Raw genomic sequence first — 23,414 nt, 5'->3', positions numbered from 1 at the left:
GCGCACCATTGCTCGGATGGGAGACATGCAGGGCAAGCCTGTGCCACTTTCCTGGGAGGAGAATCGTCGTGCCCCGCCCAGAAGTCCTTGCACCGCTGTTCCGCTCGCTGCACGCCGTCAAGGGCGTGGGCGACAAATTGGCCGCGCTGCTGAACCGCTATTTCGGCGCGCCTGAGGGCCAGGAAGCCATCGTCCTCGACATTCTCATGCACATGCCGACCGGCGTGGTCGACCGGCGCCGGCAGGTCGGCATTGCCGAGGCCTATCTCAATCAGGTGGTGACGCTGCGCCTGCATATCGACCGGCACCAGCCGCCGCCCCGCGGCAAGCCGCATATTCCGCATCGCGTCTTCGCCCACGACGACAGCGGCGACATCCAGCTGGTGTTTTTCCGGGCCCAGGGCGGCTGGGTGGAAAAATCCCTCCCGGTGGGCGAAGACCGCTACGTTTCGGGCAAGATCGGCTTCTTCAATGGCGAAAAGCAGATCACGCATCCCGACTACGTGGTCGAGCCCGAAAAATTCGCCACCCTGCCGCTGGTTGAGCCGGTCTATCCCCTGACGAACGGGCTCTCATCCAAGGCCCTGTCCAAGCTGGTGCGGCAGGCGGTCGAGGCCGTGCCCGCCCTTCCCGAGTGGATCGATCCCGCAACCATGACGGAGAGAACGTGGCCGGCATTTGCCCATGCCATGCAGCAGGTCCATTTGCCCGAACGGCCCGATGATGCCGAACTGTGGTCCCCTGCCCGGCAGCGCCTCGCCTACGACGAATACCTGGCCGGGCAGATTACGCTGCAACTGGTGCGCTCCAGCATGGTGTCGGCGCGGGGCATTGCCCGCACATTCACGGGTGCCGCGACCGGGCGGGTGAGCGGTCACCTGCCCTTTTCCCTGACCCAGGGCCAAAAGGATGCGCTTGGCGACATCATGGCCGACCTTGCTGCGCCCGACCGCATGAGCCGCCTGCTGCAGGGCGATGTCGGCTCCGGCAAAACCGTCGTCGCACTCATGGCCATGGCCGCCATGACCGAATCCGGGGCGCAATCGGCACTCATGGCGCCCACGGAACTCCTGGCGGCCCAGCATTTCCGGACCATTGCCCCGATCTGCGAAGCGGCCGGCATCGGGTGCGCCCTGTTGACCGGCAAGATGCCGGCAGCACAGAGGCGCGAAATTCTCGCCGGACTGGCGGATGGCAGCGTGTCGATCGCCGTGGGTACCCACGCCCTGTTCCAGTCCGACATAGAATTCAAGGATCTAGGCCTGACGGTCGTTGATGAGCAGCATCGGTTCGGCGTGCATCAGCGGCTGGCATTGTCCGACAAGGGCCGTCATACCGATCTGTTGGTGATGACCGCCACACCCATTCCCCGCACCCTGGTGCTCACCCATTTCGGCGACATGGCCGTCAGCGTGCTGCGCGAAAAGCCGAAGGGCCGCCAGCCCATCGACACGGCAGTCATGTCCATCCAGGATTATGACCGGGTCATCGCGCGCCTGCAGTCCCGCCTGGACGAGGGCGCGCAGGCCTATTGGGTCTGTCCGCTGGTCGAAGAGAGCGAGACACTGGATGTCGTCAGTGCCGAGGACCGCTTCGCCGAACTCCGCAAGGTTTTCGGTGATCGCGTCGCCCTTGTTCATGGGCGCATGTCGGCGGCGGCCAAGCAGGACGTGATGGACCGGTTCAAGGCCAATGAACTCCAACTTCTGGTGGCCACCACGGTCATTGAAGTGGGCGTCGACGTGCCCAATGCCACGATCATGATCATCGAGCACGCCGAGCGTTTCGGGCTGGCCCAACTCCACCAGTTGCGCGGCCGCGTCGGGCGCGGCGATCAGCGCTCGGCCTGCCTGTTGCTCTACAAGGAGCCATTGAGCGAAACGGCCAAGGCGCGCCTCGAAACCATCAAATCCACCGAAGACGGCTTCATCATTGCCGAGCGCGACCTCGAATTGCGCGGCCAGGGCGACGTGCTGGGCACACGCCAGTCCGGCATGCCGGGCTACCGCCTGGCCGTGCCCGATGTGCACCGGCACCTTCTCGATTTCGCCCATGACGACGCCAAAACCCTGATGGCCCGCAATCCCGGCCTCACCGGCCCCGAAGGCGAAGCCATCCGCACCCTGCTCTACCTGTTCAGGAAACAGCAGGCGATCCCGCTGATCCGCGCGGGCTAAACCCCCTTACGACTGGACTGAAACGATGGCTCATTTCCCTTCTCCCCTGAGGGGAGAAGGTGGCGCGAAGCGCCGGATGAGGGGTTCACATTTGCGTTCTTGCCGAGAGGCATTCACCCCTCACCCCATCCCTCTCCCCTGAGGGGCGAGGGGGCGATGAAAGCGATGGTTCGATTTGGGGTGGAAGGCTCCAGGTTGCCAGTGGGACCTCATGGTGAGCCTGTCGAACCACGAGGTCGGGAGCACAGGAGGCTCTGGGATCTCTCCACACCACGGTGTCATCCCCTGCGAAAGCAGGGATCCAAGTTCAACGGGGGTTCCCGCTTTCGCGGGAATGACCCTGAGAAGGGGTGGCCGCAATTGAAGCGCCCAACCGAGCCCGCCTACTCCACCGTCACCGATTTCGCCAGATTACGCGGCTGATCGACGTCGGTGCCCATGAATACAGCCGTATGATAGGCCAGCAATTGCACCGGAATGGTCGCCAGGATCGGCGCCACGAAGGAATGCACGTGGGGAATTTCGATGATGTCGGCGACGCCATGCCCGACGGTCTTCGCCCCCTCGGCATCGGTGATCAGGATGATCTTGCCACCGCGTGCGGCAACCTCCTGCATATTGCTCAGAGTCTTGTCGACCAACTCGTCCGATGGGGCGACCACGATCACCGGCATGGCTTCGTCCACCAGCGCGATGGGGCCGTGCTTCAGCTCACCTGCTGCATAACCTTCGGCGTGGATATAGCTGATTTCCTTCAGCTTTAGCGCGCCTTCCATAGCCACGGGGAACATCGCGCCACGCCCGAGATAGAGCACATCCTTGGCCTTGGAGAGGCGCTTGGAGATGTCGATGATCTGGCTTTCCGCCGACAGCGCCGCCGATACCGCCGATGGCAGGGCAACAAGCGCCCGGACCAGGTCTGTTTCCTGCTCGGCGCTGAGCACGCCCCGCGCCCGGCCGGCGGCGATCGTTAGGCTTGCCAGCGCCGTCAGTTGCGCCGTCAGCGCCTTGGTCGAGGCCACCCCGATTTCCGGTCCGCACAGAATGGGAAACACCACGCCCGATTCCCGGGCAATGGTGGATTCAAGCGTATTGACCAGGCTCGCCACATGCTGACCCTGCCCGGCGCAATAGCGCAGGGCGGCCAGCGTATCGGCCGTTTCGCCCGACTGCGAGATGAACAGCGACAGCCCACCCTTTTCCAGAGGCGGTTCGCGGTAGCGGAACTCGCTGGCCACGTCGATATCGACAGGCAGCCGCGCAACGCGCTCGAACCAGTATTTGGCAATTGCCCCAGCAAAATAGGCAGTCCCGCACGCACTCATGGTCAGCCGCGACAGGTCCGCGAAGTCGAAGGGCAGGCTTTCGCGGATCGCGACCTTTTCGGCGCCCATATCCACATAGCGGCTCAACGTGTGCGAAATGGTTTCGGGCTGTTCGTAGATTTCCTTGGCCATGAAATGGCGGTGATTGCCCTTGTCGACCATCAGCGCCGAAGCCTGCGACAACAATTGCTCGCGCTGCACCACGGCGTCCTTGCCGTCCCGGATCGTCACGCCGGATGGGGTGATCACTGCCCAGTCGCCGTCTTCGAGATAGGTCAGGCGCGAGGTGAAGGGGGCCAGCGCCATGGCATCGGACCCGAGATACATCTCGGTCGTGCCATAGCCGACGGCCAGGGGAGCACCATGGCGGGCGGCGATCAGCAGCCCGTTCTCGCCCTTGAACAGGAAGGCCAGGGCAAAGGCACCACGGAGTTTCTTGAGGGTGCGGGCAACCGCCAGTTCCGGATCGGCGCCATTGTCGATCTCACGCGTCACCCAAAGCGCCACGGACTCCGTGTCCGTCTGCGTCTGCGGGTGGTAGCCGTCCCGGGCCAGGTCTTCCAGTAGCTCGCGGAAATTCTCGATGATGCCGTTATGGACGATGGCAACCCGCTCGGTCGCATGGGGATGGGCATTGTTCTCGGTCGGCGCGCCATGCGTGGCCCAGCGGGTATGGCCGATGCCGATATGGCCATCCAGCGGCTCCATGCCCAGCTTGCTGGCCAGATTGCCCAATTTGCCCTCGGCGCGGCGGCGCGCGATGGTCCCGCCTTCGAGAGTGGCCACCCCGGCGCTGTCATAGCCGCGATATTCGAGGCGTTTCAGGGCGTCGACCAACCGGCCCGCGACCGGTGCATCACCAACGATTCCAACGATCCCGCACATGTCTTACTTCCCCTTGGCGGCCTTCTTGGCCAGCGCCCGTTCCTTCAGCCTGGGCGCATAGCCCACCTTGTTCTCCTGACGCGCCCGGCCAACGGCCAGGGCATCGGCAGGGACATCCTTGGTGATGACGCTGCCAGAGCCCGTATAGGCGCCATCGCCAATGGTCACCGGCGCCACCAGCGAGGCGTTTGAGCCAATAAAGACATTGTCGCCGATGACCGTCTTGTCCTTGTTCACGCCGTCGTAATTGCAGGTGATGGTGCCCGCACCGATATTGGTTTTGGTGCCGATTTCCGCATCGCCGAGATAGCTCAGATGGCCTGCCTTGGTGCCGGCACCGATCCTGGATTTCTTCACCTCGACGAAATTGCCCAGGTGCACGTCCGGCCCCAGTTCCGCACCGCCACGGATGCGCGCGAAGGGCCCGATGGTCGCGCCCTCGCCGATCACGGCCTCTTCGATATCGCAGAAGGGCCGGATCTCGACATTGTCGGCGATGCTGACGCCCGGACCGAACACCACATGCGGAAAAATCGTGACGTCCTTGCCGATTTCGGTGTCGTAGGAGAACCAGACACTGGCCGGGTCCTTGAGTGTCACGCCGGCTTTCATGAAGTCATCCCGGCGTACGTCCTGGAACAGGCCCTCGGCCCGCGCCAACTGGCTGCGGTCATTGACGCCCATGACGTCGTTTTCTGGCGCCAGCCCGTAGCCGACGCGTTTGCCCGCCGAATTGGCAAGGCCGACAAGGTCGGTCAGGTAGTATTCGCTCTGGGCATTATTGGTTTCAACCTTGTCGATCAGGTCGCGGAACACCTCGGCACGGAACGCCAGGATGCAGGCATTGCAGAGGCGGATGCGCCGCTCGTCCTCATTGGCATCCTTGTGCTCGCGAATGGCCAGCAGCGTGTCACCGTCGGTGATGAAACGGCCATAGCCCGTCGGATCGCGCGGTTCGAAACCGAGGATGGCAACGTCCAGCCCGGCATCGAGCCGATCAAGCACGGCGCGAAAATTGGTGCCACGCAGCAATGGATGATCACCATAGACCACGGCGACGTAACCTGTCGCCTTCTCGAACAGGGCCCGCGCCATGGAAGCGGCATGGGCCGTACCTTTGGCCACGGTCTGCTCGAAATGCACCACATCCGCATCGATGGCCGTCACCGTCTCGCGGATCGCGGCATGGCGCGGCCCGGTGACGAGCGCAATCGCGCCGGAGCCCGCCTCCCTTGCCGCCCGTGCCACATGGCCGATGATCGGCATGCCGCCCACAGGGTGAAGCACCTTGGGCATGGCCGACTTCATTCTGGTGCCTTCGCCCGCCGCGAGAATGATGGTCAGTAGTTCGGTCATGAAAGTCTCTGGTCCATTTGCGGTCTATTGGCCCGCATTTTCACAAATTTATGGCAGCGAACAGTTGGCGAACCGATAACAAAGGGCCCATGCTTTGCCCAGTGGAGCCGCACGATTCGCGGCCTTTCGGGAAAATGGGGCGATGGCCAAGGCTTCCGAGCAGTTCAGGCAGTCGGATGTGACGCTCTGGGGCGTCACCGCCCTCGTCTCCCTTGGGCTGGCCGTTTTCGGCGCCAACGTCTCCGCGCTCATGCCCCAGAGCCTGCTCGGCGCCCTGCATCAGCCTCGGGTAACCTCGTCCTCGCTCGACAGTATCCGGTTGCAGGTGAGCGGGCTGACCGAAGAAACCCTGCGCCTCAAGCGGGAAAATGAACAGCTCTCCAGCCGATTCGGATTGCAGGAGCGGACCAGCAACGAGGTGGTGCGCCGCGTCGGGGCCCTGGAAGTCAGCGTGCCAAAACTGCTCGAGGCCATTCCCGCCGGCGCCTTGGTGGACAGGGCCAACCTGACGGCCTCGGTTGGCGGCGACGAAACCCTGACCTTTGATGCCGAGGGGGGCTCGGTTGCCGTCAGACAGTTCCCGATGCCGGGCCTTGCCACGCCAGCAGCAGCGCAGCAACCGTTGCCTGCGCTGGTCGAGAGCACGACCGCGTCGGCCAGCGGCTATGGCGTTGCGATCGGTGCGCCGATTGACGGGGAAACCGCCCCTGCCCTCTGGCGGGATCTCAACGTCAAATTGGGGCCGCTGCTGTTCGGCATGACCCCGCTGGTCAGCGACGACACAGAACCTGGACAGCAACGCATCATCATCGGGCCGATTGCCGACATCGTCGCTGCTCGCGCGCTTTGCGAACGGGTCGAGCGCGTTTCCGTGGCCTGCCTGCCAACGCCCTATGCCGGTCTTCCTCTGGATAGCGCCGTTTCGGCTTCCGAAGGCGGTTGACACAAGGGCAAGTCCAGCTATTTTCCGCCGCAACGCCAGACGGCGTTTGCAAGGGCGCCGGTAGCTCAGTGGTAGAGCATTCGACTTTTAATCGAATGGTCGAGGGTTCGACCCCCTCCCGGCGTACCATTTCCCTTTGCCGCCATCCTCGGGTCACCTCTTGCGGCACACCGCAGGTTGCCAATCCGATGTCCCGGGTCATGCCATGCCGTTGATCTCGACCGACCCCGATCCCTATGCAGAGCTCGATTTCCGGGCCGATGCAGGCGAGCTTTCCGAGGAGTTCCGACCGCGCACCCAAACGCGCCCGGGCGCGGACCGGCGGGTCCGCTTTCCGGTTTTTCGCGCCGGCCGCGCCGGTGGCCGCGTGTGAGAATCGGCTGGGGCCGCTGGAGCGTTTTCAAGAAAAGTGGACACCACTTTTATGGTTCGAAAACGTGACCAATCAAAGAATTAGAGCCTCGTTCTGCTTCAATCGGAACGAGAAATGCTCCAATATTTGCCAAACACTGAAAGCGTCGGCCCATGTCTCAGGATACGATGGAACTGATCAAGGTTCTGATGGTCACCGTGGTGATCTTCGCGGCCAGTACCCTCGTCATGCTCTACGGCATTGCGCTTCTGGCCCAATATGGCGGCAATCTGCCAATGGTGGGGTCGCTACCGCTCGCCGCCCCGCCGGAATTGATCCCGCTTCTCGCCGATAGCCGGCTGTTCTCGACACTGGCCGCCGTGCATGTGGTGGCCAGTGGCTTCGTGCTGGTGCTGACCAGTCACACGCTCGATACCGCGCTGTTGATCGTCGCCAAGGCTGCCGCCGTGGTGATTACGGCGCTGATCGGCTTTTCGGGCGGCCACATGATCTATCTGCAACTGACCGAATCCGCGCCGTTGCGCGTCTCGGCCATCACGCCGGCGGTAATTGCGCTGGCCGGCTTCCTGCTCTTGTCATCGCTGCTCAGCGTACCCGCCCTGCGCCGGCTGGGAGCGCTGCGCCTGCCGGTTGCTCTGGGATTGATCCTGATCGGACCGCTCCTGATCCTCTGGCGCTAAACCCTCAGCCCGCCAGCGTCACCACCACGGCCCCGCGCGGGGTCGCGACCACGGTGTGTTCATATTGCACCGTGGGGGCCAGCGGCTCGGCCGTCAGCGTCCACTCGTCGTCCTCATACATCTGCTCGGCAGAACGCCCCCCCATGGACAGGAAGGGCTCGATGGTGAACACCAGCCCATTGCCGATGGTGCGCCGTTCCGAGCGGTCCGGCCAGGTCGGGATTTCGCCCGGCTCGTCGTGCAGGCTGTCGCCGACGCCGTGGCTGGCGAGGTTGCGGATCAGCGTATAGCCACCCTTTTTTGCCACCTTGCCAATAGCCGTGCCGATGTCGGCCAGCGGCGCGCCGGCCTTGACGGCACCGATTCCGGCCCACATGGCCTTCTTGCCATCACGGCACAGCGCATCGAGCCGCCTGTCGCCCTTGCCGAGCACGAACGACGCGCCACAATCGGCAAAAACGCCATCTTTGACTGCCGACACATCGATATTGACCAGATCTCCCTCGTGCAACACCCGGTCGCCGGGGATGCCATGGGCAATCTCTTCATTGACGGAAATGCAGGTAACGCCGGGAAAATCGTACGTGACGACCGGCGCCGAGAGCGCCCCGTTCTCAGCCAGTACCCTTGCACCGATCTCGTCCAACTCGAGCGTTGTCATCCCCGGCCGCATCGCTGCCGCCATGGCGTCCCGCGCCACCGCACAGATGCGCCCGATGGCCTTGAGCTTTTCGAGTTGTTCATCGGTGGTGATGGTCACGGCTCACCCCTTGTTGGCGAGGTAATAGCCGAGCAGACCCTGCGTGGAGGCATCGTGGCCCTCGCCGCTCTGCTGTCCCTGCACCTTGGGCAACAGGGCCTTGGCCAGTTGCTTGCCCAGTTCCACGCCCCACTGATCATAGGAATTGACGTTCCAGATGACGCCCTGGACGAACACCTTGTGCTCGTAGAGCGCCACGAGAGAGCCGAGAATTTCCGGCGTCAGCTTGGGATAGAACAGGGTGTTCGAGGGCCGGTTGCCGGGAAACACCTTGTGCGGGGTCAACGCCTTGATTTGGTCCTTGCCAAGCCCCTGCGCCTTGAGTTCGCCGACAACCTCTTCCTCGGTCTTGCCGAGCATCAGCGCTTCGGATTGGGCCAGGACGTTTGCCACCAGCTTGTCGTGATGCGGCGGCAGGTGCTCATGCGGCTGGGCAGCGATAAGGAAATCGCAGGGGATGACATCGGTACCCTGGTGGATCAGCTGGTAGAAGGCGTGCTGGCCATTCGTGCCCGGCTCGCCCCACACGATGGGGCCGGTCGACCAGCCCACGGGCTTGCCGTTGAGCGTCACCGACTTGCCGTTGCTTTCCATGTCCTGCTGCTGGAGATAGGCCGGAAAGCGGCTGAGCCGCTGGTCATAGGGCAGCACGGCATGGGTCGAGAAGCCCCAGGCATTGCGATACCAGACGCCGAGCAGCCCCATGATCACCGGCAGGTTGTTTTCCAGCGGTGTTTCCAGGAAATGCCGGTCCATGGCGTCGGCGCCGGCCAGGAATCTGGCGAAATTGTCATAACCGACCGCCAGCGCCACCGGCAGGCCGATGGCAGACCACACCGAGTAGCGCCCGCCGACCCAGTCCCAGAAGCCGAAAATGCGGTCTTCGCGGATGCCGAACTTGGCGCAGGCCTCGATATTGGTCGAGACCGCCGCAAAGTGGTTCGGCACTGCCTCTTCGCCCAGCGTATCGGCAATCCAGTCGCGGGCCGAATGGGCATTGGTCATAGTTTCGTCGGTGGTGAAGGTTTTCGACGCCACGATGAACAGCGTCTTCTTCGGGTCGAGGCCCCTGAGCGTATCGTGGATATGGGCGCCATCGACATTGGACACGTAATGCGCCCGCAGGTCGGGCCGCGTATAGGGCGCCAGCGCCAGGGTCACCATCACCGGGCCCAGATCGGACCCGCCGATACCGATATTGACCACATCGGTGAACTGCTCGCCGCCATGCCCGCGAATCTCGCCATTGCGGATGGCATTGGTGTAATTTTCGATGGCCTTCAGCACCGCCCGCACATCGGGCATGACATCCTTGCCATCAACCTCGACCGGCTGCCCGCCCTGGTAGCGCAGCGCCATGTGCATGACGGCGCGGTCTTCGGTGATGTTGATATGCTCGCCTTCGCACATCTGGGTGCGGCGCTCCTCGACGCCGGCGGCGCGCGCCAGGTCGAACAGGGCATCCATCACCGCTTCATCGATGCGGTTCTTGGAATAGTCGAGCAGGATATCGGCCCCGCTTGCCGAAAACCGCTGGAAGCGATTGGGATCCTCGGCGAAGAGCAGCCGCATGGGCTGGTCTTCCATGCTTTTCCTGAGCTTGCCCAGCGTCTCGAAACCGGCCTTGCGCCCCGATTTGGCCATCAGTCAAACTCCTGAAATCATAGCGGTGGAAGGTCGCCGGCCGCCCATGCGGCCCGCGTTTCTGCGGCAAAACCCGTCATGCCGCCATCCGAGATCGCCTTGCGCGCCCCGGCGGTGAGCTCTTGATAATAGGCGAGGTTGATCTGCGAAAGGACCATCGCGCCCAAAATCTCTTCTGTCTTAACGAGATGATGTAGATACGCCCGGCTCCAGCGGCGGCAATTGGGGTTGGGCGACTGCTCGTCCAGCGGCCGGTGGTCATCCTTATGCCGGGCATTTTTCAGGTTGATGACGCCGAACCGCGTATAGGCATGGCCGTGACGGCCGGCGCGGGTGGGGTGGACGCAGTCGAACATGTCGACGCCGCGCTCGATGCCACCCAGGATGTCGTCCGGCTTGCCTACGCCCATGAGATATCGCGGGCGATCCCAGGGCAATTCCGGTGTGATGTCGGACAGCACCCGGAACATCACCTCCTGCGGTTCGCCCACGGCCAGTCCGCCGATCGAATAGCCATCGAAGCCGATGGATTGCAGCCCCGCGGCCGATCTGGCGCGCAGTTCGGGGTCGTCGCCGCCCTGCACGATGCCGAACAGGGCGCGGTTGGCCTGGTTGTTGAACGCCGTCTTGGACCGGTCGGCCCAGCGCAGCGACAGTTCCATGGCCCGCTCGATCTCCTTGCGCTCCGCCGGCAGGGCGATGCACTCATCAAGCTGCATGATGATATCGCTGTCGAGCAGCGTCTGGATTTCGATGGAGCGCTCCGGCGTCAGCTCATGGCTGGAGCCGTCGATATGGGACTTGAAGGTGACGCCCTTCTCGGTGAGCTTGCGCAGCTTGGCCAGCGACATCACCTGGAAGCCGCCGCTGTCGGTGAGGATCGGACGCTGCCAGTCCATGAAGGTGTGCAGACCACCAAGCGAAGCGACGCGCTCGGCACCGGGCCTCAGCATCAGGTGGTAGGTATTGCCGAGCAGGATATCGGCGCCGGTCTCGCGAACCTGTTCGGGATACATGGCCTTGACCGTGCCGGCAGTGCCGACCGGCATGAAGGCGGGCGTGTTGATTTCCCCGCGCGGCGTGTCGATGCGGCCATGCCGCGCCATGCCGTCGCTGGCCAGGAGTGAGAAAGTGACCTGCTTGGTCGCGTGCGTCGTGTTCATGGCGCGGGTTCTAGCCGTTTGCCCGGCCCGCGACAATCACCGGCATGTCAGGCTTCATCTCCCGGTGCAAAGTCCTTGTTGGCTTGCAGGATCGCCTTGATGCGCTCCTGCACCTCGGAGCGGGCGCGCCACCAGTCGCCGCTGCGCACCGGCACGCGCGCCACAAGCGTCATGGTCGAATCCGACAGCGTGTCGAGCAGGATTTCCGACTTGGCCTCGGGCGAGGAAAAGTCGGTGCGCATGGCACCGATCAGCTGCGAGCGGACGTGTCCCAGGTCGGCCCCGCGCGGCACGTTGAACCGGACCTCGACGATCCGATCGGATTCACGGCTGTAATTGAGGATCTTGGCATTGGAGAGTTTCGAGTTCGGCGCGAACAGATAGACGCCATCAATGGTGCGCATCTGGGTGGCAAAAAGCCCGATCTCGACCACGGTGCCGACAATGCCATCGGCGTCGATATAGTCACCGGCATTGAAGGGCCGCAGGAAGACCAGCATGATACCGGCGGCGATATTGGCCAGCGTGCCCTGCAGGGCCAGGGCAATGGCGAGGCCCGCCGCGCCGAGCACGGCGAGAATGGATGCCGTTTCCACGCCAAACTGACCGAGAACCACGATGACGGTGACGAACAGGATTGCATAGCGCAGTGCCTGGCCGATCAGCGGCGCCACGGTGCCGCTACTGCGCACGCGCGTGGACAACAGGGTCACGAGTGTGCGCGACAGGATATTGGCCAGCATCCATCCCGCGACCAGCACGAGAATGGCGACCAGCGCCGACCAGGCATTGGCGAGAATCCATGCCGTTGAGACACCGAGAAGGTCAGTATTGTTCAAGGCAGGCTCCTTGCAGGTACGGGACTAGATGTGGCTGCCGCAGTCAGGTCACGGGAAACGGGCCAATTGGCGACTCGTACCGAACTTCTGCCATTCTTTACCCCTCTGATGCACGCATTCTTGTGACTTGAGAGGTGCTTGCATGTTTCGTTCCATCCTGGTCGCGGCCACGGTCGCTGCTTTTGTTTCCAGCCCGGCGCTGGCGCAGGACTATGAGGGCCTGTGGACAGGGCAAGGCGAGGGTGAACTGGAACTGCACCTCTCCCATCTCGACGGTGATGTGTACAAGCTGTCCCTGAGCACCGTCGTTCCCATTTCCGATCTGGGTGGCGGTTGCGCCGGCGGCGTTTCCGGCGAGGTCGCCCTGACCGCCGAAGGCGGCACCTTCTCCACCGAGAACGAAGGCTACGACCCCGAAGAGGAAACGTCGGGCTTCAACCAGCGCTATTGCGAGGTCACCCTGCGTTTTAACGACGACGGCTCGCTCGTCCTCGAAGAACAGCAGGGCTGCCTCTACTATCACGGCGCTGCCTGCGGCTTCTCCGGCACCGTCGCGCATGACGCCGCAGGACTATAGAAAAACGCCGTCACTTTAGACCCAGGAGTGCTTCGCCTGTAAACCGACATACCGGCTCCGTCGCCCCCTCGCCCCTCCGGGGAGAGGGACGGGGTGAGGGGTAAATTCGCCGTACTTTCTCGGTATCCGACCCTTGATCCGAGTAATTCAGCCCATCGACCCCCAGGCCGCCATGCCCAGGCGGAACACCCCGAAGATGATCGCTGCATCAACAACGAGGCCGATTGCAGTGGCCACCAGCCCGACGACAACCCCGGCGCCGTCGCGGTTCAGCATGGAAAAGGCGATGATGCAGAGGCCGACATTGGGGATGGCATTGATGAAGGGGATCGGCAGCGACATCACGACGCTGACCGCCATCACCAGGAGCGCATAGGGCAGATTGGCCGCCGCACTGGTCAGCCAGCGCAATCGTGGCCGGGAGAAGCGCGAGAGGATGCCGGCCACCTTCACCACCTGCTCGCTGGCGCGCACCAGAAGATCGAGCGGCAGCTTTCGCTTGCCGAGAAAGCGCGGCAACCGGATCGGCTTGCCGAGCAGCATGGCCAGGGCAATGGCACAGGTGGTCCAGGCTATGGCCCCGCCATATCCGGGTGGCCCGGGGAGCATGTTGAAGAGCGAGACGACCAGCAGCAAGAGCCGGTGCGCCCGGGCTCCGAGCAGGTCGATCAGCCCGGTCAGCGTCAGGTGCGACTGATCAGTATCCGCCGCCCGCCGCAGCGCCGAGGAAATGCGCCGCGCATAGCGGGTGATCGGCGACGGGCGTGCCGTCACGCATCGTCCTCGGGATGGGGCGCGCGATGCAGCAGCGACGAGTCCCCGTAGGAATAGAACCGGTAACCTTGGGCGATCGCATGGGCATAGGCTGCCTTCATGGTATCGAGCCCGCTGAAGGCGCTCACCAGCATGAACAGCGTCGACTTCGGCAGGTGGAAATTGGTCATCAGCACGTCCACCGTCCGGAACCGGAAGCCGGGAGTGATGAAGATGTCGGTGTCGCCGATGAACGGGCGCAATTCGCCCGAGGCTCGCGATGCGGTTTCGAGCAGGCGCAGGCTGGTGGTACCCACCGCGATCACTCGCCCACCGGCGGCGCGGCGGGCATTGATCCGCTCGACCGTGGCCTGGTCGAGTTCGCCCCATTCCGAATGCATGACATGGTCTTCGGTGTCGTCCACCTTCATCGGCAGAAAGGTCCCTGCCCCCACATGTAGCGTCACCCGTTCCATGGCCACATCCATGTCGCTGAGATCCTGCAGCAGCTTTTCGGTGAAATGCAGGCCCGCAGTAGGAGCCGCGACGGCACCGTCTTCGGCGGCATAGACCGTCTGGTAGTCGGTCTTGTCCCGCTCCTCGACCGCGCGCTTCGCCCCGATATAGGGCGGCAGCGGCATGGCGCCCTGCGCCTTGATGGCTTCATCGAGTTGGGCACCGCCGAGCGCGAATTCCAGCGTTACCTCACCGGTATCGCCGCGCCCGGCCACGGTTGCGATCAGAGGTTCGCCGACGCCATTGCCCAGTTCGAGCCGGTCCAGCAAAGCCAGTTTCTTGGCCGGACGCGCAAAGGCGCGCCAGGTATGGGCGTCCACGCGCTTGTGCAGATTGAACGAGACATTGGCCCGGTTCTCGCCCCGCAGCCGTGTGCCCTTGAGCTCTGCGGGCAGCACCCGTGTGTCGTTGACCACCAGAACATCGCCTGCCCTGAGCAGCGTGCGCAGGTCCGGAATGTGCTGATCGGCAAGCGGTTCGCCCGGCCGCACCACCAGCAGGCGGGCGCTGTCCCGCGGCTCGGCCGGGTGCAGTGCAATGAGTTTTTCGGGCAGATCGAAGTCGAATTCTGTAACGCGCATGGACGGCTCGTTAGCATGTGGCCTTGCCGAGGTGAACGGCCAATCCACTCAGCCGGTTGCTAGAGCACCCGGATCATCACCGCCCCGAGCACCAGAAAGCCAGCCCCCGCAATGCGGCCGACCGATAGTTCGCGCACCGCCATGCCCATGAAGCCGATCTTGTCGAGGAACAATCCGGCCAGCAATTGGCCCGTCACCGAAAGCGCCATCACCGCTGCCGCCCCCATGATCGGGGTCAGCGTCAGGTTGGAAAACACGTAGAAGGCCCCGAGCAGGCCACCGGCAACGAATGTCCAGGCGGCGGGGGCCGCAAAGTTGATCGGCGTCGCCGAAAGCTGGCTGAACAGGAATGCCAGCACCCAGAGCACCACGCCACCGGCAAGGAACGACACGGCCGCCGCCGCAATCGGCACCTCGAGCGCCCGCCCCAGACTGGCATTGATCGGCGCCTGCGCGGCAACGCAAGCTCCAGCGATGACGCCCATCAGCGCCCAGAGAACACTATCCATTTTCAAGGCAACACCCAGCTCGGCAGACTCAAACGGTGGTCTGCAGGCAGCAAGGGGTGACCCGTCCCGCCCCGGGCCGTCAAGGCCTCACCAGGGTAGTGCCAGCCGCCTCTACCCTTCCCAGCAGGTCACGGGAACAGTCAGGTCCGGCGTGAACAGCGTACCGGTCCAGCTCTCCGAACCATCCCAGGTCACGCGCAGGCTCACCAGGATGCGCTCGAAATTGGGGTCGACGAAATCGGCCATGATCGCGTCGCCCTCGGCAAAGGCCTGGCCGATGACGAATGGCTTGCCCGTGCCGCGCTCCGGTCCGGTGACATAGGCCACGCCGCCGATCTCGGCCGATGCGCCGATCACCTGCATCACGACCAGCCGGCCCATGGCGATCTCGATCGACGCCCCCTCGCCTTCACAAAAAATGCCCCCGCTCGCCAGGGCTGGCGATGCGAGGGCAATGCTTGCAGCAAAACTGACAGCGGCCAGCTTACTCGGCGATATCGGCCGCAACCTTGACCGAAACCATCTTGTCCGGGTTGATAACGGGTTCGCCGCGCTTGATCTGGTCGACATTCTCCATGCCCTCGATGACTTCACCCCAGACAGTGTACTGCCGGTTGAGGAAAGGCGCATCGGCAAAGCAGATGAAGAACTGCGAATTGGCGCTGTTCGGATCCTGGGCGCGGGCCATCGAGGCGGTGCCGCGCTTGTGCGGGGTCTCGTTGAATTCCTGCTTCAGGTTCGGATACTTCGAGCCGCCGGTGCCGGCGCGCGAGGGGTTGAAGTCGGTCAGGTTGGAATTGCCGAACTTGACGTCGCCGGTCTGGGCCATGAAGCCGTCGATCACGCGGTGGAACACCACGCCGTCATAGGCGCCTTCGCGGGCCAGCTTCTTGATATGCTCGACATGGCCGGGCGCGACCTCGGGCTTCATGGCGATGACGACATTGCCCTTGGTGGTTTCGATGACGAGAGTGTTTTCGGGATCGGCATAGGCCATGGCGTAAAACCTTGTTTGCAGAAAAATCGTGGCCCGGATGTAAGGCCAATGAGCGCCCGGCGCAAGGCAGGCTGCGCCGTTCGCCCCACATCGGGAGCATTCCCGCAATCGTGGGAATCCCCCAGATCCGCGTTACTTGTACTCGATCACCGCGCTGACGATCTTGTCGGGGTTTTCGACCGCGCCATTGCGCTCCTGCGGGCCCTTTTCCAGCGCGTCGACGGCTTCCATGCCCGACACGACCTTGCCGAACACCGTATACTGCCCGTCGAGGAAGCTGGCATCGGCCGTCGTGATGAAGAACTGGGAGTTGAACGAGTTCGGGTCCTGCGATCGGGCCGCGCCGACGGCGCCACGCTGGAAACTCTCGGCATTGAACTCGGCTTCGACATTGGGCAGGTCCGAACCGCCGGTTCCGGCCAACTGCAGGTTATAGTCCGGGCTGTCCGACTTGCCGTTGCGGACATCGCCGGTCTGGGCCATGAAGCCATCGATCACGCGGTGGAACACCACCCCGTCATAGGCGCCCTCTTCGGTCAGGGTCACGATGCGCTCGACATGTTTGGGAGCGATTTCGGGCAGGAGCTCGATATCCACCACGCCGTCTTCCAGCGTCAGGATCAAGTGCGGCGTGCCGTCCTGGGCCAGGAGCGGCGTGGCCGCGACAAGGGCCGCGCCCAGAGCGAGGGCTGCGAAGGTACGACGGGTGATCTGGGTCATTTGTTCTGAATAGCCTTGAGGACGATTGGCGGAACGAAGGCGGAAATGTCTCCACCCATCTCAGCGATCTGCCGCACCAATGTGGCCGAGATATGCCGCACGGGCGGGCTGGAGGGCAGGAAAACCGTTTGCAGGTCCGGCGCCATCTGCGCGTTCATGCCCACCATCTGCATTTCATAATTGTAGTCGGTGGTGTCGCGCAGGCCGCGGATGATCAGCTTGGCGCCATTGTCGCGCGCCGCCGCGACCATGAGGCCGGAAAAATCGACAATCCTGAATTCGGTATTGGTGCGCAACCCGATGGCCGGCAGCACCTGTTCGAGGATGGCGATGCGATCCTCATGCGTGAACAGCGGGTTCTTCTTGGTGGCGCTGATGCCGACGGCCACGACCAGCGTATCCACCAGCTTGCAGGCGCGTTCGATGACATCGAGATGCCCGTTTGTCAGCGGATCGAACGATCCCGGATAAAAGCCGACCAATCCGTGCATGTGCTCCCCCTTATTGGTGCATAGGTTTTGTCATGCTGTCCGGCGATTTGGCAAGCGAGGCGGCGGGCGGCTTACTGCCGGGGCAGGAGCCGCAGGAAAACGTCCTGGCGATCCTTGTCGATATCGCTGTCGATCATGGTCCAGCCGCGCAGCAGGTAATAGTCCCGCATATGCGGCTTGGCCGACAGATAGACCCGCTCGAAACCCAGCCCGGCCAGCCGGGCCATCAGCGCCTCCGCCAGTGCCGCACCGATCCCCTGCCCCCGCGCATCGGGCTCGACCCACAGCGCCGCCAGGCACGGCCCCCAGTCCGGCCGCGCGCCGATATCGTCCATGATGCTGGTCACCGTCCCCACGAACCGCCCCGCGCGCATCGCCACCAGCGTGAACGGAAAACCCTGCGCCGCCACCACGGCCCCGAGCGCCACCTGCACATCCTCCAGCGACCGGCCCTCCGGCGCCCACCATGCGCGCCAGATGCGGTCGGCAACCAGGTCGACCACCTGCGGCGCATCGCGCAGGTCGAGGATGTCGACTTGAGCCTCTTCGTCCACTGCCATGCCGTCACACCTCCCGCATCATCACCTGCACCGGGTCACTAGCCCATTGCGCCACCAAACGCACAGGCCGTGCCGGTGCGCAGGATGCCACATCGGAAACGCTGCGCCTCAGCATTCCCGCATCCCACGACGGCATCCCAACACCCACCAGGTCATTCCCGCGAAAGCGGGAACCTCTGGTTTCAACCCCTGACGGGTGCGCCACGGTCCGACAGTTCTCATGCCAAACGGCAGACACATCTGGCACGGCCGGAACAAGCATCGGTCCACCACCATTGAGCGTCACCCAAGGTCTTGAACCGAGGGACTGTTGTGAAATAGCGCAACAGGTCAGCTTTTCGACCCCATTTTTATCATTCCATATTTGCTGACAGCCTCCCGAAAGCTGTCATTCCCACGATGCCCATATATCGGCATGTTAGGGTCGGAAGGGGACTAGCGGTTTTTGTCAAAATGCCGTCGACAGCGGACAAGCCACCTTAGGCTCTACGAAGTGAACTATTTGCCTTATTCTATAGGCGAACATCCTTCTCGGTCTGAAGCAACTGATTTGTAATTCTTACAGCGCGCCAGGGAGCACTTCGGTGGACAGGCAAACGGACTAAGTCCTTGGCTTGAATCAAATCTAGATTCCGCTATCACGGTTCAGACGAGTGTCCCGGAGGGTGAAATGGCGACATCAATCGCGTTCTTCAATAACAAGGGAGGCGTCGGCAAGACCACGCTGCTTTGCAACGTCGCTGCCTATGCAGCGGAAGAACATGGACTTAAGGTCTTAGTTATCGACGCAGACCCTCAGTGCAATGCCACGCAGTACATGTTCGATGATAAGAAACTCGCGTATTTTTACGAAGAGACATCATCGTTCACCATCCACAACGTCATACGTCCTCTTTCGCTAGGCAAAGGCTACAGCAAAGAACTCACCGTTACCAAAAGCCCACGTTTCGGTGTCGACGTGTTGCCTGGCGATCCCAGGCTCGCCCTGACGGAAGATTTGCTCGCAAAGGATTGGGGTTCGGCGATCGGCGGCGATCCACGTGGCATGCGAACTACACTGATGTTTGCCGAACTCATGAAGCGTTGCGACGATTACGACTTAGTGTTTTTCGACGTAGGTCCCTCCCTTGGGTCGATCAATCGCGCTGTGTTGCTGGCAAGCGACTACTTTGTAGCACCGATGTCCATCGACATCTTTAGCGTGAAAGCGATCGACAACATCGCCGCTTGGATGTCTCGGTGGCGAAAGCAATGGAATGTCGGGGTAGAGAATGTTGATGATCCAGACGATGTGGGGACAAATCTGGCTAGGAGCCTAGGCTTCCTAGGCTATGCATCTCAGCACTACATCGCCAAAACGGATGGCTCTGGTACAAAGCGAGCTGTGAACGCTTATGAGAAAATCATGAAGCAGTTCGAAAGTATCGTTGCATCGGAACTCTCAACGGTCGCTCCCTCGCCCAACAAAATTGGTCACTACCTGCTGGGCGCAATTCCCAACCTCCACAGCCTGATCCCCATGTCGCAATCGGCCCGGGCTCCAGTGTTCGGCCTAAAAGCGGGTGATGGCGTGAGGGGTGCCCACTTCTCTAAAGTAAAGGATGCCAAGGAGACCTTCGGCATCGTTGCAGAAGAGATACTCGACCGGGTGGGCCTCATATGATCGCATGGCCAGAGCAACTGAAGCGCGATCTTCTATCAAGACGGGTCGTCGTTTTCCTTGGTAGCGGCGTAAGCAAAAACTCCGTCGGCAAGGACGGAAATACGCGTCCACCCCTTTGGAACGAATTCCTTGAAAGGGGTTTGGCGAAAGTTGAGAAGAAGGGTACCGCTCACATCAAGCGGGCAATCAGCGGCAATGATCTCCTACACGCCTGCGAGTGGATCAAAAGCCGGATGGAAGAGGAGTGGGAGCCCTTTCTCAGGGAGTGCTTTATCGACCCGGGCTATACACCATCTGAGATACACAAGCTGATCTTCAATTTGGATCAAAGAATATATCTCACGCCTAATTTTGACCAAATATTCGAAAACTATGTCATCGCCGAGACTGGAGGGTTGGTCACGATAAAAAAGCACTCAGATCAGGATGTGCATAATTTTCTTCGCGAAGACCGAACTCACATCATAAAGGTTCATGGATCGATTGATCATCCAAGTGAACTGATATTCTCAAATCACGACTATGCGAAAGCCAGAGTGGCGCACTCGGCATTCTACGACGTTCTGGATGCCTGTTTGCTGTCGCACACTTTTCTTATTGTCGGCTGCGGGATATCGGACCCCGACCTGACAATGCTTCTGGAAAACCAGCGCTTCAACTTTCCAAATTCGCGACCACATTATCTTGTTACCTCGTCCCGCATCGCGCCCGACATGGTGAAGTCTTTGCGGGCTAATCGGAATTTGAAGTGCTTGTGTTATGATCCAAAGGATAATCATGCAGCGTTGGTCGATTCGCTCAGAGAGCTCGCCAGCGTGATGGATCAGGTGCCCGCGCAGCCAGTCCACGTCTAGCGGGTACCGCCTACGCCGTAAGCTTCCTCTTCCTCGCCGACCGGGGACATTTCCGCATCTTCGACGCCCCGGAAATTGAGCTCCGGCAGATCCGCGCGCAGCACATGCAGTGTCCTGAACGGGGCGCATTGCAGTCGAAGTGTGTGGGCACCTGAACGGCGGCTTTCCCAGTCCCCCTGCCCAGAAGCAGACAGTCCGCAAGCCACCCCTCCTCCGCCACACACCCCCCAAACCAAAAGAGGCGCCGAAGCGCCTCTTTTTTATTCCGTCGCCGGGCTTTCCGGCGGTGCGTCGGGCGCCTCCGGTGCGTCGGGCTCGTCGCCTTCTTCGCCTTCCGGCTCGCTGATGCGTTCGACCGAGACCACCTTTTCGTCCTCGGCCGTGTCGAAGACGATCACGCCCTGCGACCCGCGGCTGACGATGCGGATCGGCTTGTCGCCGCCCACCGGCAGGCGGATGGTCTGCCCGCCGTCGCTGATCAGCATGATCTGGTCGTCGTCTTCCACCGGGAAGCTGGCGACGAGATTGCCGTTGCGCTTGTTGACCGCCATGGCGACGATGCCCTTACCGCCCCGCCCGGTGATGCGGTATTCGTGGCTCGAGGTGCGCTTGCCGTAGCCATTCTCGGAAATGGCGAGAATGAACTGCTCGGTGGCGCTCATCGCCGCATAGAGTTCGGGGCTGAGGGCGCCGGCCACGACATCGGCCTCGTCCGAACCGGCCTCCTCGGTCTCGGCCTCGCCCCGCACCGCGCGGCTCATCTTGAGATAGGCGGCCCGTTCCTCGGCGGTGGCGTCGGAATGGTTGATCACCGCCATGGAGATCACCAGGTCGCCGCTGGCCAACTGGATGCCGCGCACGCCCATGGAGTCGCGGCCCTTGAACAGGCGCACGTCATCGACGCGGAAGCGGATGGCCTGGCCGAGCGCGGTGGTCAGCAGCACGTCATTGTTGACCGTGCAGGTTTCCACGCCGACGATTTCATCGCCCTCGTCGAGCTTCATGGCGATCTTGCCGTTCTGGCGCACCTCGACGAAATCGGCCAGCGAGTTGCGACGCACCGTGCCGCGCGTCGTGGCGAACATGATGTCGAGATTGCCCCAGGAGGTTTCGTCCTCCGGCAGCGGCATGATCGAGGTGATGCGTTCGCCCTGTTCGAGCGGCAGGATATTGATCAGCGCCTTGCCGCGCGCATTGGCTGCCGAAAGCGGCAGCCGCCAGACCTTGAGCTTATAGGCAATGCCCCGGCTAGTGAAGAACAGCACCGGCGTATGGGTATTGGCGACGAACAGCCGCGCCACGAAATCTTCCTCGCGGGTGGCCATGCCCGAGCGGCCCTTGCCGCCCCGGTTCTGCGCCCGGTAGGTCGAGAGCGGCACGCGCTTGATATAGCCGGCGTGACTGACGGTCACGACCATGTCCTCGCGGGCGATCAGGTCCTCGTCGTCGAAATCGGCGGCGTGGTCGGAAATTTCGGTGCGGCGAGCCGAACCGAACTGCTCGCGGATGTCTTCCAGTTCCTGCCGGATGATGTCGCGCACCCGTTCGCGCGAGCGCAGGATGTCCAGATAATCCTCGATTTCAGCGCCCAGGCCGTTCAGTTCTTCGCCGATTTCGTCGCGGCCCAGCGCCGTCAGCCGGGCCAGGCGCAGTTCGAGAATGGCGCGGGCCTGTTCTTCGGAAAGATTGAACGTGCCGTCTTCGTTGATGCGGTGGCGCGGATCGTCGATCAGCCGGATCAGCGGTTCGACATCGGCCGCCGGCCAGCGGCGGGTCATCAGCTGTTCGCGCGCCGTTGCCGGATCGGGCGCAGTGCGGATCAGGGCGATGATCTCATCGATATTGGCGACGGCCACGGCAAGGCCGACCAGCACATGGGCGCGGTCGCGGGCCTTGTTGAGCAGGAACCGGGCGCGCCGCGTCACCACCTCTTCGCGGAAGGTGATGAAGGCATCCAGAATCTGCTTGAGATTCATAAGCTCCGGCTTGCCGCCATTGAGCGCCACGAAATTGCAGCCGAACGAGCTCTGCAGCGGCGTGAACCGGTAGAGCTGGTTCAGCACCACGTCGGGCAAGGCATCGCGCTTGACCTCGACGACGACGCGCATGCCCTCGCGGCTGGATTCATCGCGCAGGTCGGCCACGCCTTCGATGCGCTTGTCGCGCACCAGTTCGGCGATCTTTTCGACCATCGCCGCTTTGTTCACCTGGTAAGGAATTTCGGTGATGACGATGGCTTCGCGTTCCTTGCGCACCTCTTCGATCGAGGTCCGCCCGCGCATGATGATCGAGCCCCTGCCCGTCTCATAGGCCTGCCGGATGCCGGCCCGGCCCAGGATGATGCCGCCCGTCGGGAAATCCGGGCCCGGCAGGTGTTCAAGCAGTTCCTCGGTAAGGATGGCGGGGTTGTCGAGCACGGCCAGCGCCGCATTGATGGTTTCGGCCAGGTTGTGCGTCGGCACATTGGTGGCCATGCCCACCGCGATACCGCCGCCGCCATTGACCAGCATGTTGGGGAACCGCGCCGGCAACACCGTCGGTTCTCGCTCGGAGCCGTCATAGTTGTCGCGGAAATCGACCGTGTCCTTGTCGAGGTCATCGAGCAGCGAATTGGTGATCCGCTGCATCCTGACTTCGGTGTAACGCATGGCGGCCGGCATATCGCCGTCCACGGAACCGAAATTGCCCTGGCCCTCGACCAGCATCTGGCCCATGGAGAAATCCTGGGCCATGCGCACCAGCGCCATATAGACCGCGCTGTCGCCATGGGGGTGATACTTACCGATCACGTCGCCGACCACGCGGGCCGATTTACGGAACGGCTTGTTGTACTCGTAGCCATTCTCGCTCATCGAGAACAGGATACGGCGATGCACCGGCTTCAGCCCGTCCCGAACATCGGGCAGCGCGCGGCTGACGATCACGCTCATGGCGTAATCGAGATAGCTCTTGCGCATTTCGTCGGTGATATAGATCGGGGCGATGTCGGAGGACGGCGCCGGGCCGCTCACATCTTCAGGCGTATCTGTCACGGGGTGATTCTACGTT

23 protein-coding genes and 1 tRNA gene are annotated in these 23,414 nt (G+C 62.5%); 9 read left to right on the top strand and 15 right to left on the bottom strand.

Features of this window, described 5'->3' with window-relative positions; genetic code table 11:
- Positions 1-62 precede the first annotated feature (62 nt).
- Positions 63-2,177 (top strand): ATP-dependent DNA helicase RecG, encoded by a 2,115-nt coding sequence (gene recG / locus KIT02_RS02475; RefSeq protein WP_297585080.1) that lies wholly within the window; start codon positions 63-65, stop codon positions 2,175-2,177.
- A gap of 383 nt (positions 2,178-2,560) precedes the next feature.
- Here the strand turns inward: recG and glmS are convergent, their stop codons facing one another.
- Both glmS and glmU read right to left on the bottom strand, forming a co-directional pair.
- Positions 2,561-4,387, bottom strand: a complete 1,827-nt coding sequence (gene glmS / locus KIT02_RS02470) for a glutamine--fructose-6-phosphate transaminase (isomerizing) (RefSeq protein ID WP_297581838.1) — start codon at positions 4,385-4,387, stop codon at positions 2,561-2,563.
- 3 nt (positions 4,388-4,390) lie between these two features.
- Positions 4,391-5,743 carry a bifunctional UDP-N-acetylglucosamine diphosphorylase/glucosamine-1-phosphate N-acetyltransferase GlmU gene (glmU, locus tag KIT02_RS02465; RefSeq protein WP_297581836.1) on the bottom strand — a complete coding sequence of 451 codons (1,353 nt, stop codon included), beginning with the start codon at positions 5,741-5,743 and terminating at the stop codon, positions 4,391-4,393.
- Positions 5,744-5,885: 142 nt separating this feature from the next.
- Here glmU and KIT02_RS02460 point away from each other — a divergent pair, with 142 nt between their 5' ends.
- From KIT02_RS02460 to KIT02_RS02445, 4 genes are all read left to right on the top strand, one after another.
- Entirely contained in the window at positions 5,886-6,686 is an 801-nt protein-coding gene (locus tag KIT02_RS02460; protein ID WP_297581834.1) for a hypothetical protein, read from the top strand.
- Positions 6,687-6,740: 54 nt separating this feature from the next.
- A tRNA-Lys gene (locus KIT02_RS02455) sits at positions 6,741-6,815 on the top strand.
- A 76-nt stretch (positions 6,816-6,891) separates the two neighbouring features.
- On the top strand, positions 6,892-7,059 hold the full coding sequence (locus tag KIT02_RS02450; RefSeq protein WP_297581832.1) for a hypothetical protein: 168 nt from the start codon (positions 6,892-6,894) through the stop codon (positions 7,057-7,059).
- A gap of 152 nt (positions 7,060-7,211) precedes the next feature.
- Entirely contained in the window at positions 7,212-7,739 is a 528-nt protein-coding gene (locus KIT02_RS02445; protein ID WP_297581830.1) for a hypothetical protein, read from the top strand.
- Between the two features lie 4 nt (positions 7,740-7,743).
- Here KIT02_RS02445 and map read toward each other — a convergent pair whose 3' ends face one another.
- Genes map through KIT02_RS02425 form a run of 4 tightly spaced genes read right to left on the bottom strand, consistent with a single transcriptional unit; the run spans position 7,744 to position 12,145 of the window.
- Positions 7,744-8,499 (bottom strand): type I methionyl aminopeptidase, encoded by a 756-nt coding sequence (map, locus tag KIT02_RS02440; RefSeq protein ID WP_297581828.1) that lies wholly within the window; start codon positions 8,497-8,499, stop codon positions 7,744-7,746.
- Positions 8,500-8,502: 3 nt separating this feature from the next.
- Entirely contained in the window at positions 8,503-10,143 is a 1,641-nt protein-coding gene (gene pgi / locus KIT02_RS02435; RefSeq protein ID WP_297581826.1) for a glucose-6-phosphate isomerase, read from the bottom strand.
- A 17-nt stretch (positions 10,144-10,160) separates the two neighbouring features.
- Positions 10,161-11,306: a tRNA guanosine(34) transglycosylase Tgt gene (tgt, locus tag KIT02_RS02430; RefSeq protein WP_297581824.1), complete on the bottom strand. Its 1,146-nt coding sequence runs from the start codon at positions 11,304-11,306 to the stop codon at positions 10,161-10,163.
- 47 nt (positions 11,307-11,353) lie between these two features.
- Positions 11,354-12,145 carry a mechanosensitive ion channel domain-containing protein gene (locus KIT02_RS02425; RefSeq protein WP_297581822.1) on the bottom strand — a complete coding sequence of 264 codons (792 nt, stop codon included), beginning with the start codon at positions 12,143-12,145 and terminating at the stop codon, positions 11,354-11,356.
- A 142-nt stretch (positions 12,146-12,287) separates the two neighbouring features.
- Here KIT02_RS02425 and KIT02_RS02420 point away from each other — a divergent pair, with 142 nt between their 5' ends.
- Entirely contained in the window at positions 12,288-12,722 is a 435-nt protein-coding gene (locus KIT02_RS02420; protein ID WP_297581819.1) for a hypothetical protein, read from the top strand.
- A 147-nt stretch (positions 12,723-12,869) separates the two neighbouring features.
- On the opposite strand, the gene KIT02_RS02415 is transcribed toward KIT02_RS02420, so the two are convergent.
- From KIT02_RS02415 to KIT02_RS17575, 8 genes are all read right to left on the bottom strand, one after another.
- A complete protein-coding gene (locus tag KIT02_RS02415) occupies positions 12,870-13,496 on the bottom strand; it encodes an exopolysaccharide biosynthesis protein (RefSeq protein WP_297581816.1) in 627 nt (208 codons plus the stop codon).
- Positions 13,493-14,572, bottom strand: coding sequence for a tRNA preQ1(34) S-adenosylmethionine ribosyltransferase-isomerase QueA (gene queA, locus KIT02_RS02410; RefSeq protein WP_297581814.1), 1,080 nt, complete (start codon positions 14,570-14,572; stop codon positions 13,493-13,495). The genes KIT02_RS02415 and queA overlap by 4 nt, the downstream gene beginning before the upstream one ends.
- A gap of 59 nt (positions 14,573-14,631) precedes the next feature.
- A complete protein-coding gene (locus tag KIT02_RS02405) occupies positions 14,632-15,081 on the bottom strand; it encodes a DMT family transporter (protein ID WP_297581812.1) in 450 nt (149 codons plus the stop codon).
- Positions 15,082-15,192: 111 nt separating this feature from the next.
- A complete protein-coding gene (locus KIT02_RS02400; RefSeq protein ID WP_297581810.1) occupies positions 15,193-15,462 on the bottom strand; it encodes a hypothetical protein in 270 nt (89 codons plus the stop codon).
- Between the two features lie 103 nt (positions 15,463-15,565).
- Complete coding sequence (locus KIT02_RS02395; RefSeq protein ID WP_297581808.1) at positions 15,566-16,078, bottom strand: peptidylprolyl isomerase; 513 nt, start codon at positions 16,076-16,078, stop codon at positions 15,566-15,568.
- Positions 16,079-16,210: 132 nt separating this feature from the next.
- A complete protein-coding gene (locus KIT02_RS02390; RefSeq protein WP_297581805.1) occupies positions 16,211-16,798 on the bottom strand; it encodes a peptidylprolyl isomerase in 588 nt (195 codons plus the stop codon).
- Positions 16,795-17,289 (bottom strand): pantetheine-phosphate adenylyltransferase, encoded by a 495-nt coding sequence (gene coaD / locus KIT02_RS02385; RefSeq protein ID WP_297581803.1) that lies wholly within the window; start codon positions 17,287-17,289, stop codon positions 16,795-16,797. The genes KIT02_RS02390 and coaD overlap by 4 nt, the downstream gene beginning before the upstream one ends.
- A 71-nt stretch (positions 17,290-17,360) precedes the next feature.
- On the bottom strand, positions 17,361-17,663 hold the full coding sequence (locus tag KIT02_RS17575; RefSeq protein WP_366520600.1) for a GNAT family N-acetyltransferase: 303 nt from the start codon (positions 17,661-17,663) through the stop codon (positions 17,361-17,363).
- Between KIT02_RS17575 and KIT02_RS17570 the strand changes: the two genes are divergently transcribed.
- From KIT02_RS17570 to KIT02_RS02370, 3 genes are all read left to right on the top strand, one after another.
- On the top strand, positions 17,547-17,891 hold the full coding sequence (locus KIT02_RS17570) for a Scr1 family TA system antitoxin-like transcriptional regulator (protein WP_366520599.1): 345 nt from the start codon (positions 17,547-17,549) through the stop codon (positions 17,889-17,891). The two genes, KIT02_RS17575 and KIT02_RS17570, sit on opposite strands and share 117 nt — an antisense overlap.
- A 628-nt stretch (positions 17,892-18,519) precedes the next feature.
- Entirely contained in the window at positions 18,520-19,512 is a 993-nt protein-coding gene (locus KIT02_RS02375) for a ParA family protein (RefSeq protein WP_297581797.1), read from the top strand.
- Positions 19,509-20,366, top strand: a complete 858-nt coding sequence (locus tag KIT02_RS02370) for an SIR2 family protein (RefSeq protein WP_297581794.1) — start codon at positions 19,509-19,511, stop codon at positions 20,364-20,366. Before KIT02_RS02375 ends, KIT02_RS02370 begins: the two co-directional genes overlap by 4 nt.
- 260 nt (positions 20,367-20,626) lie before the next feature.
- Here the strand turns inward: KIT02_RS02370 and gyrA are convergent, their stop codons facing one another.
- Complete coding sequence (gyrA, locus tag KIT02_RS02365) at positions 20,627-23,398, bottom strand: DNA gyrase subunit A (RefSeq protein ID WP_297581791.1); 2,772 nt, start codon at positions 23,396-23,398, stop codon at positions 20,627-20,629.
- Between the last annotated feature and the right edge of the window lie 16 nt (positions 23,399-23,414).

Source organism: Devosia sp. (assembly GCF_025809055.1).
Taxonomy (GTDB): domain Bacteria; phylum Pseudomonadota; class Alphaproteobacteria; order Rhizobiales; family Devosiaceae; genus Devosia.
Note: the sequence above shows the minus strand (reverse complement) of the source record. Positions and strands in the feature narration are given on the sequence as shown.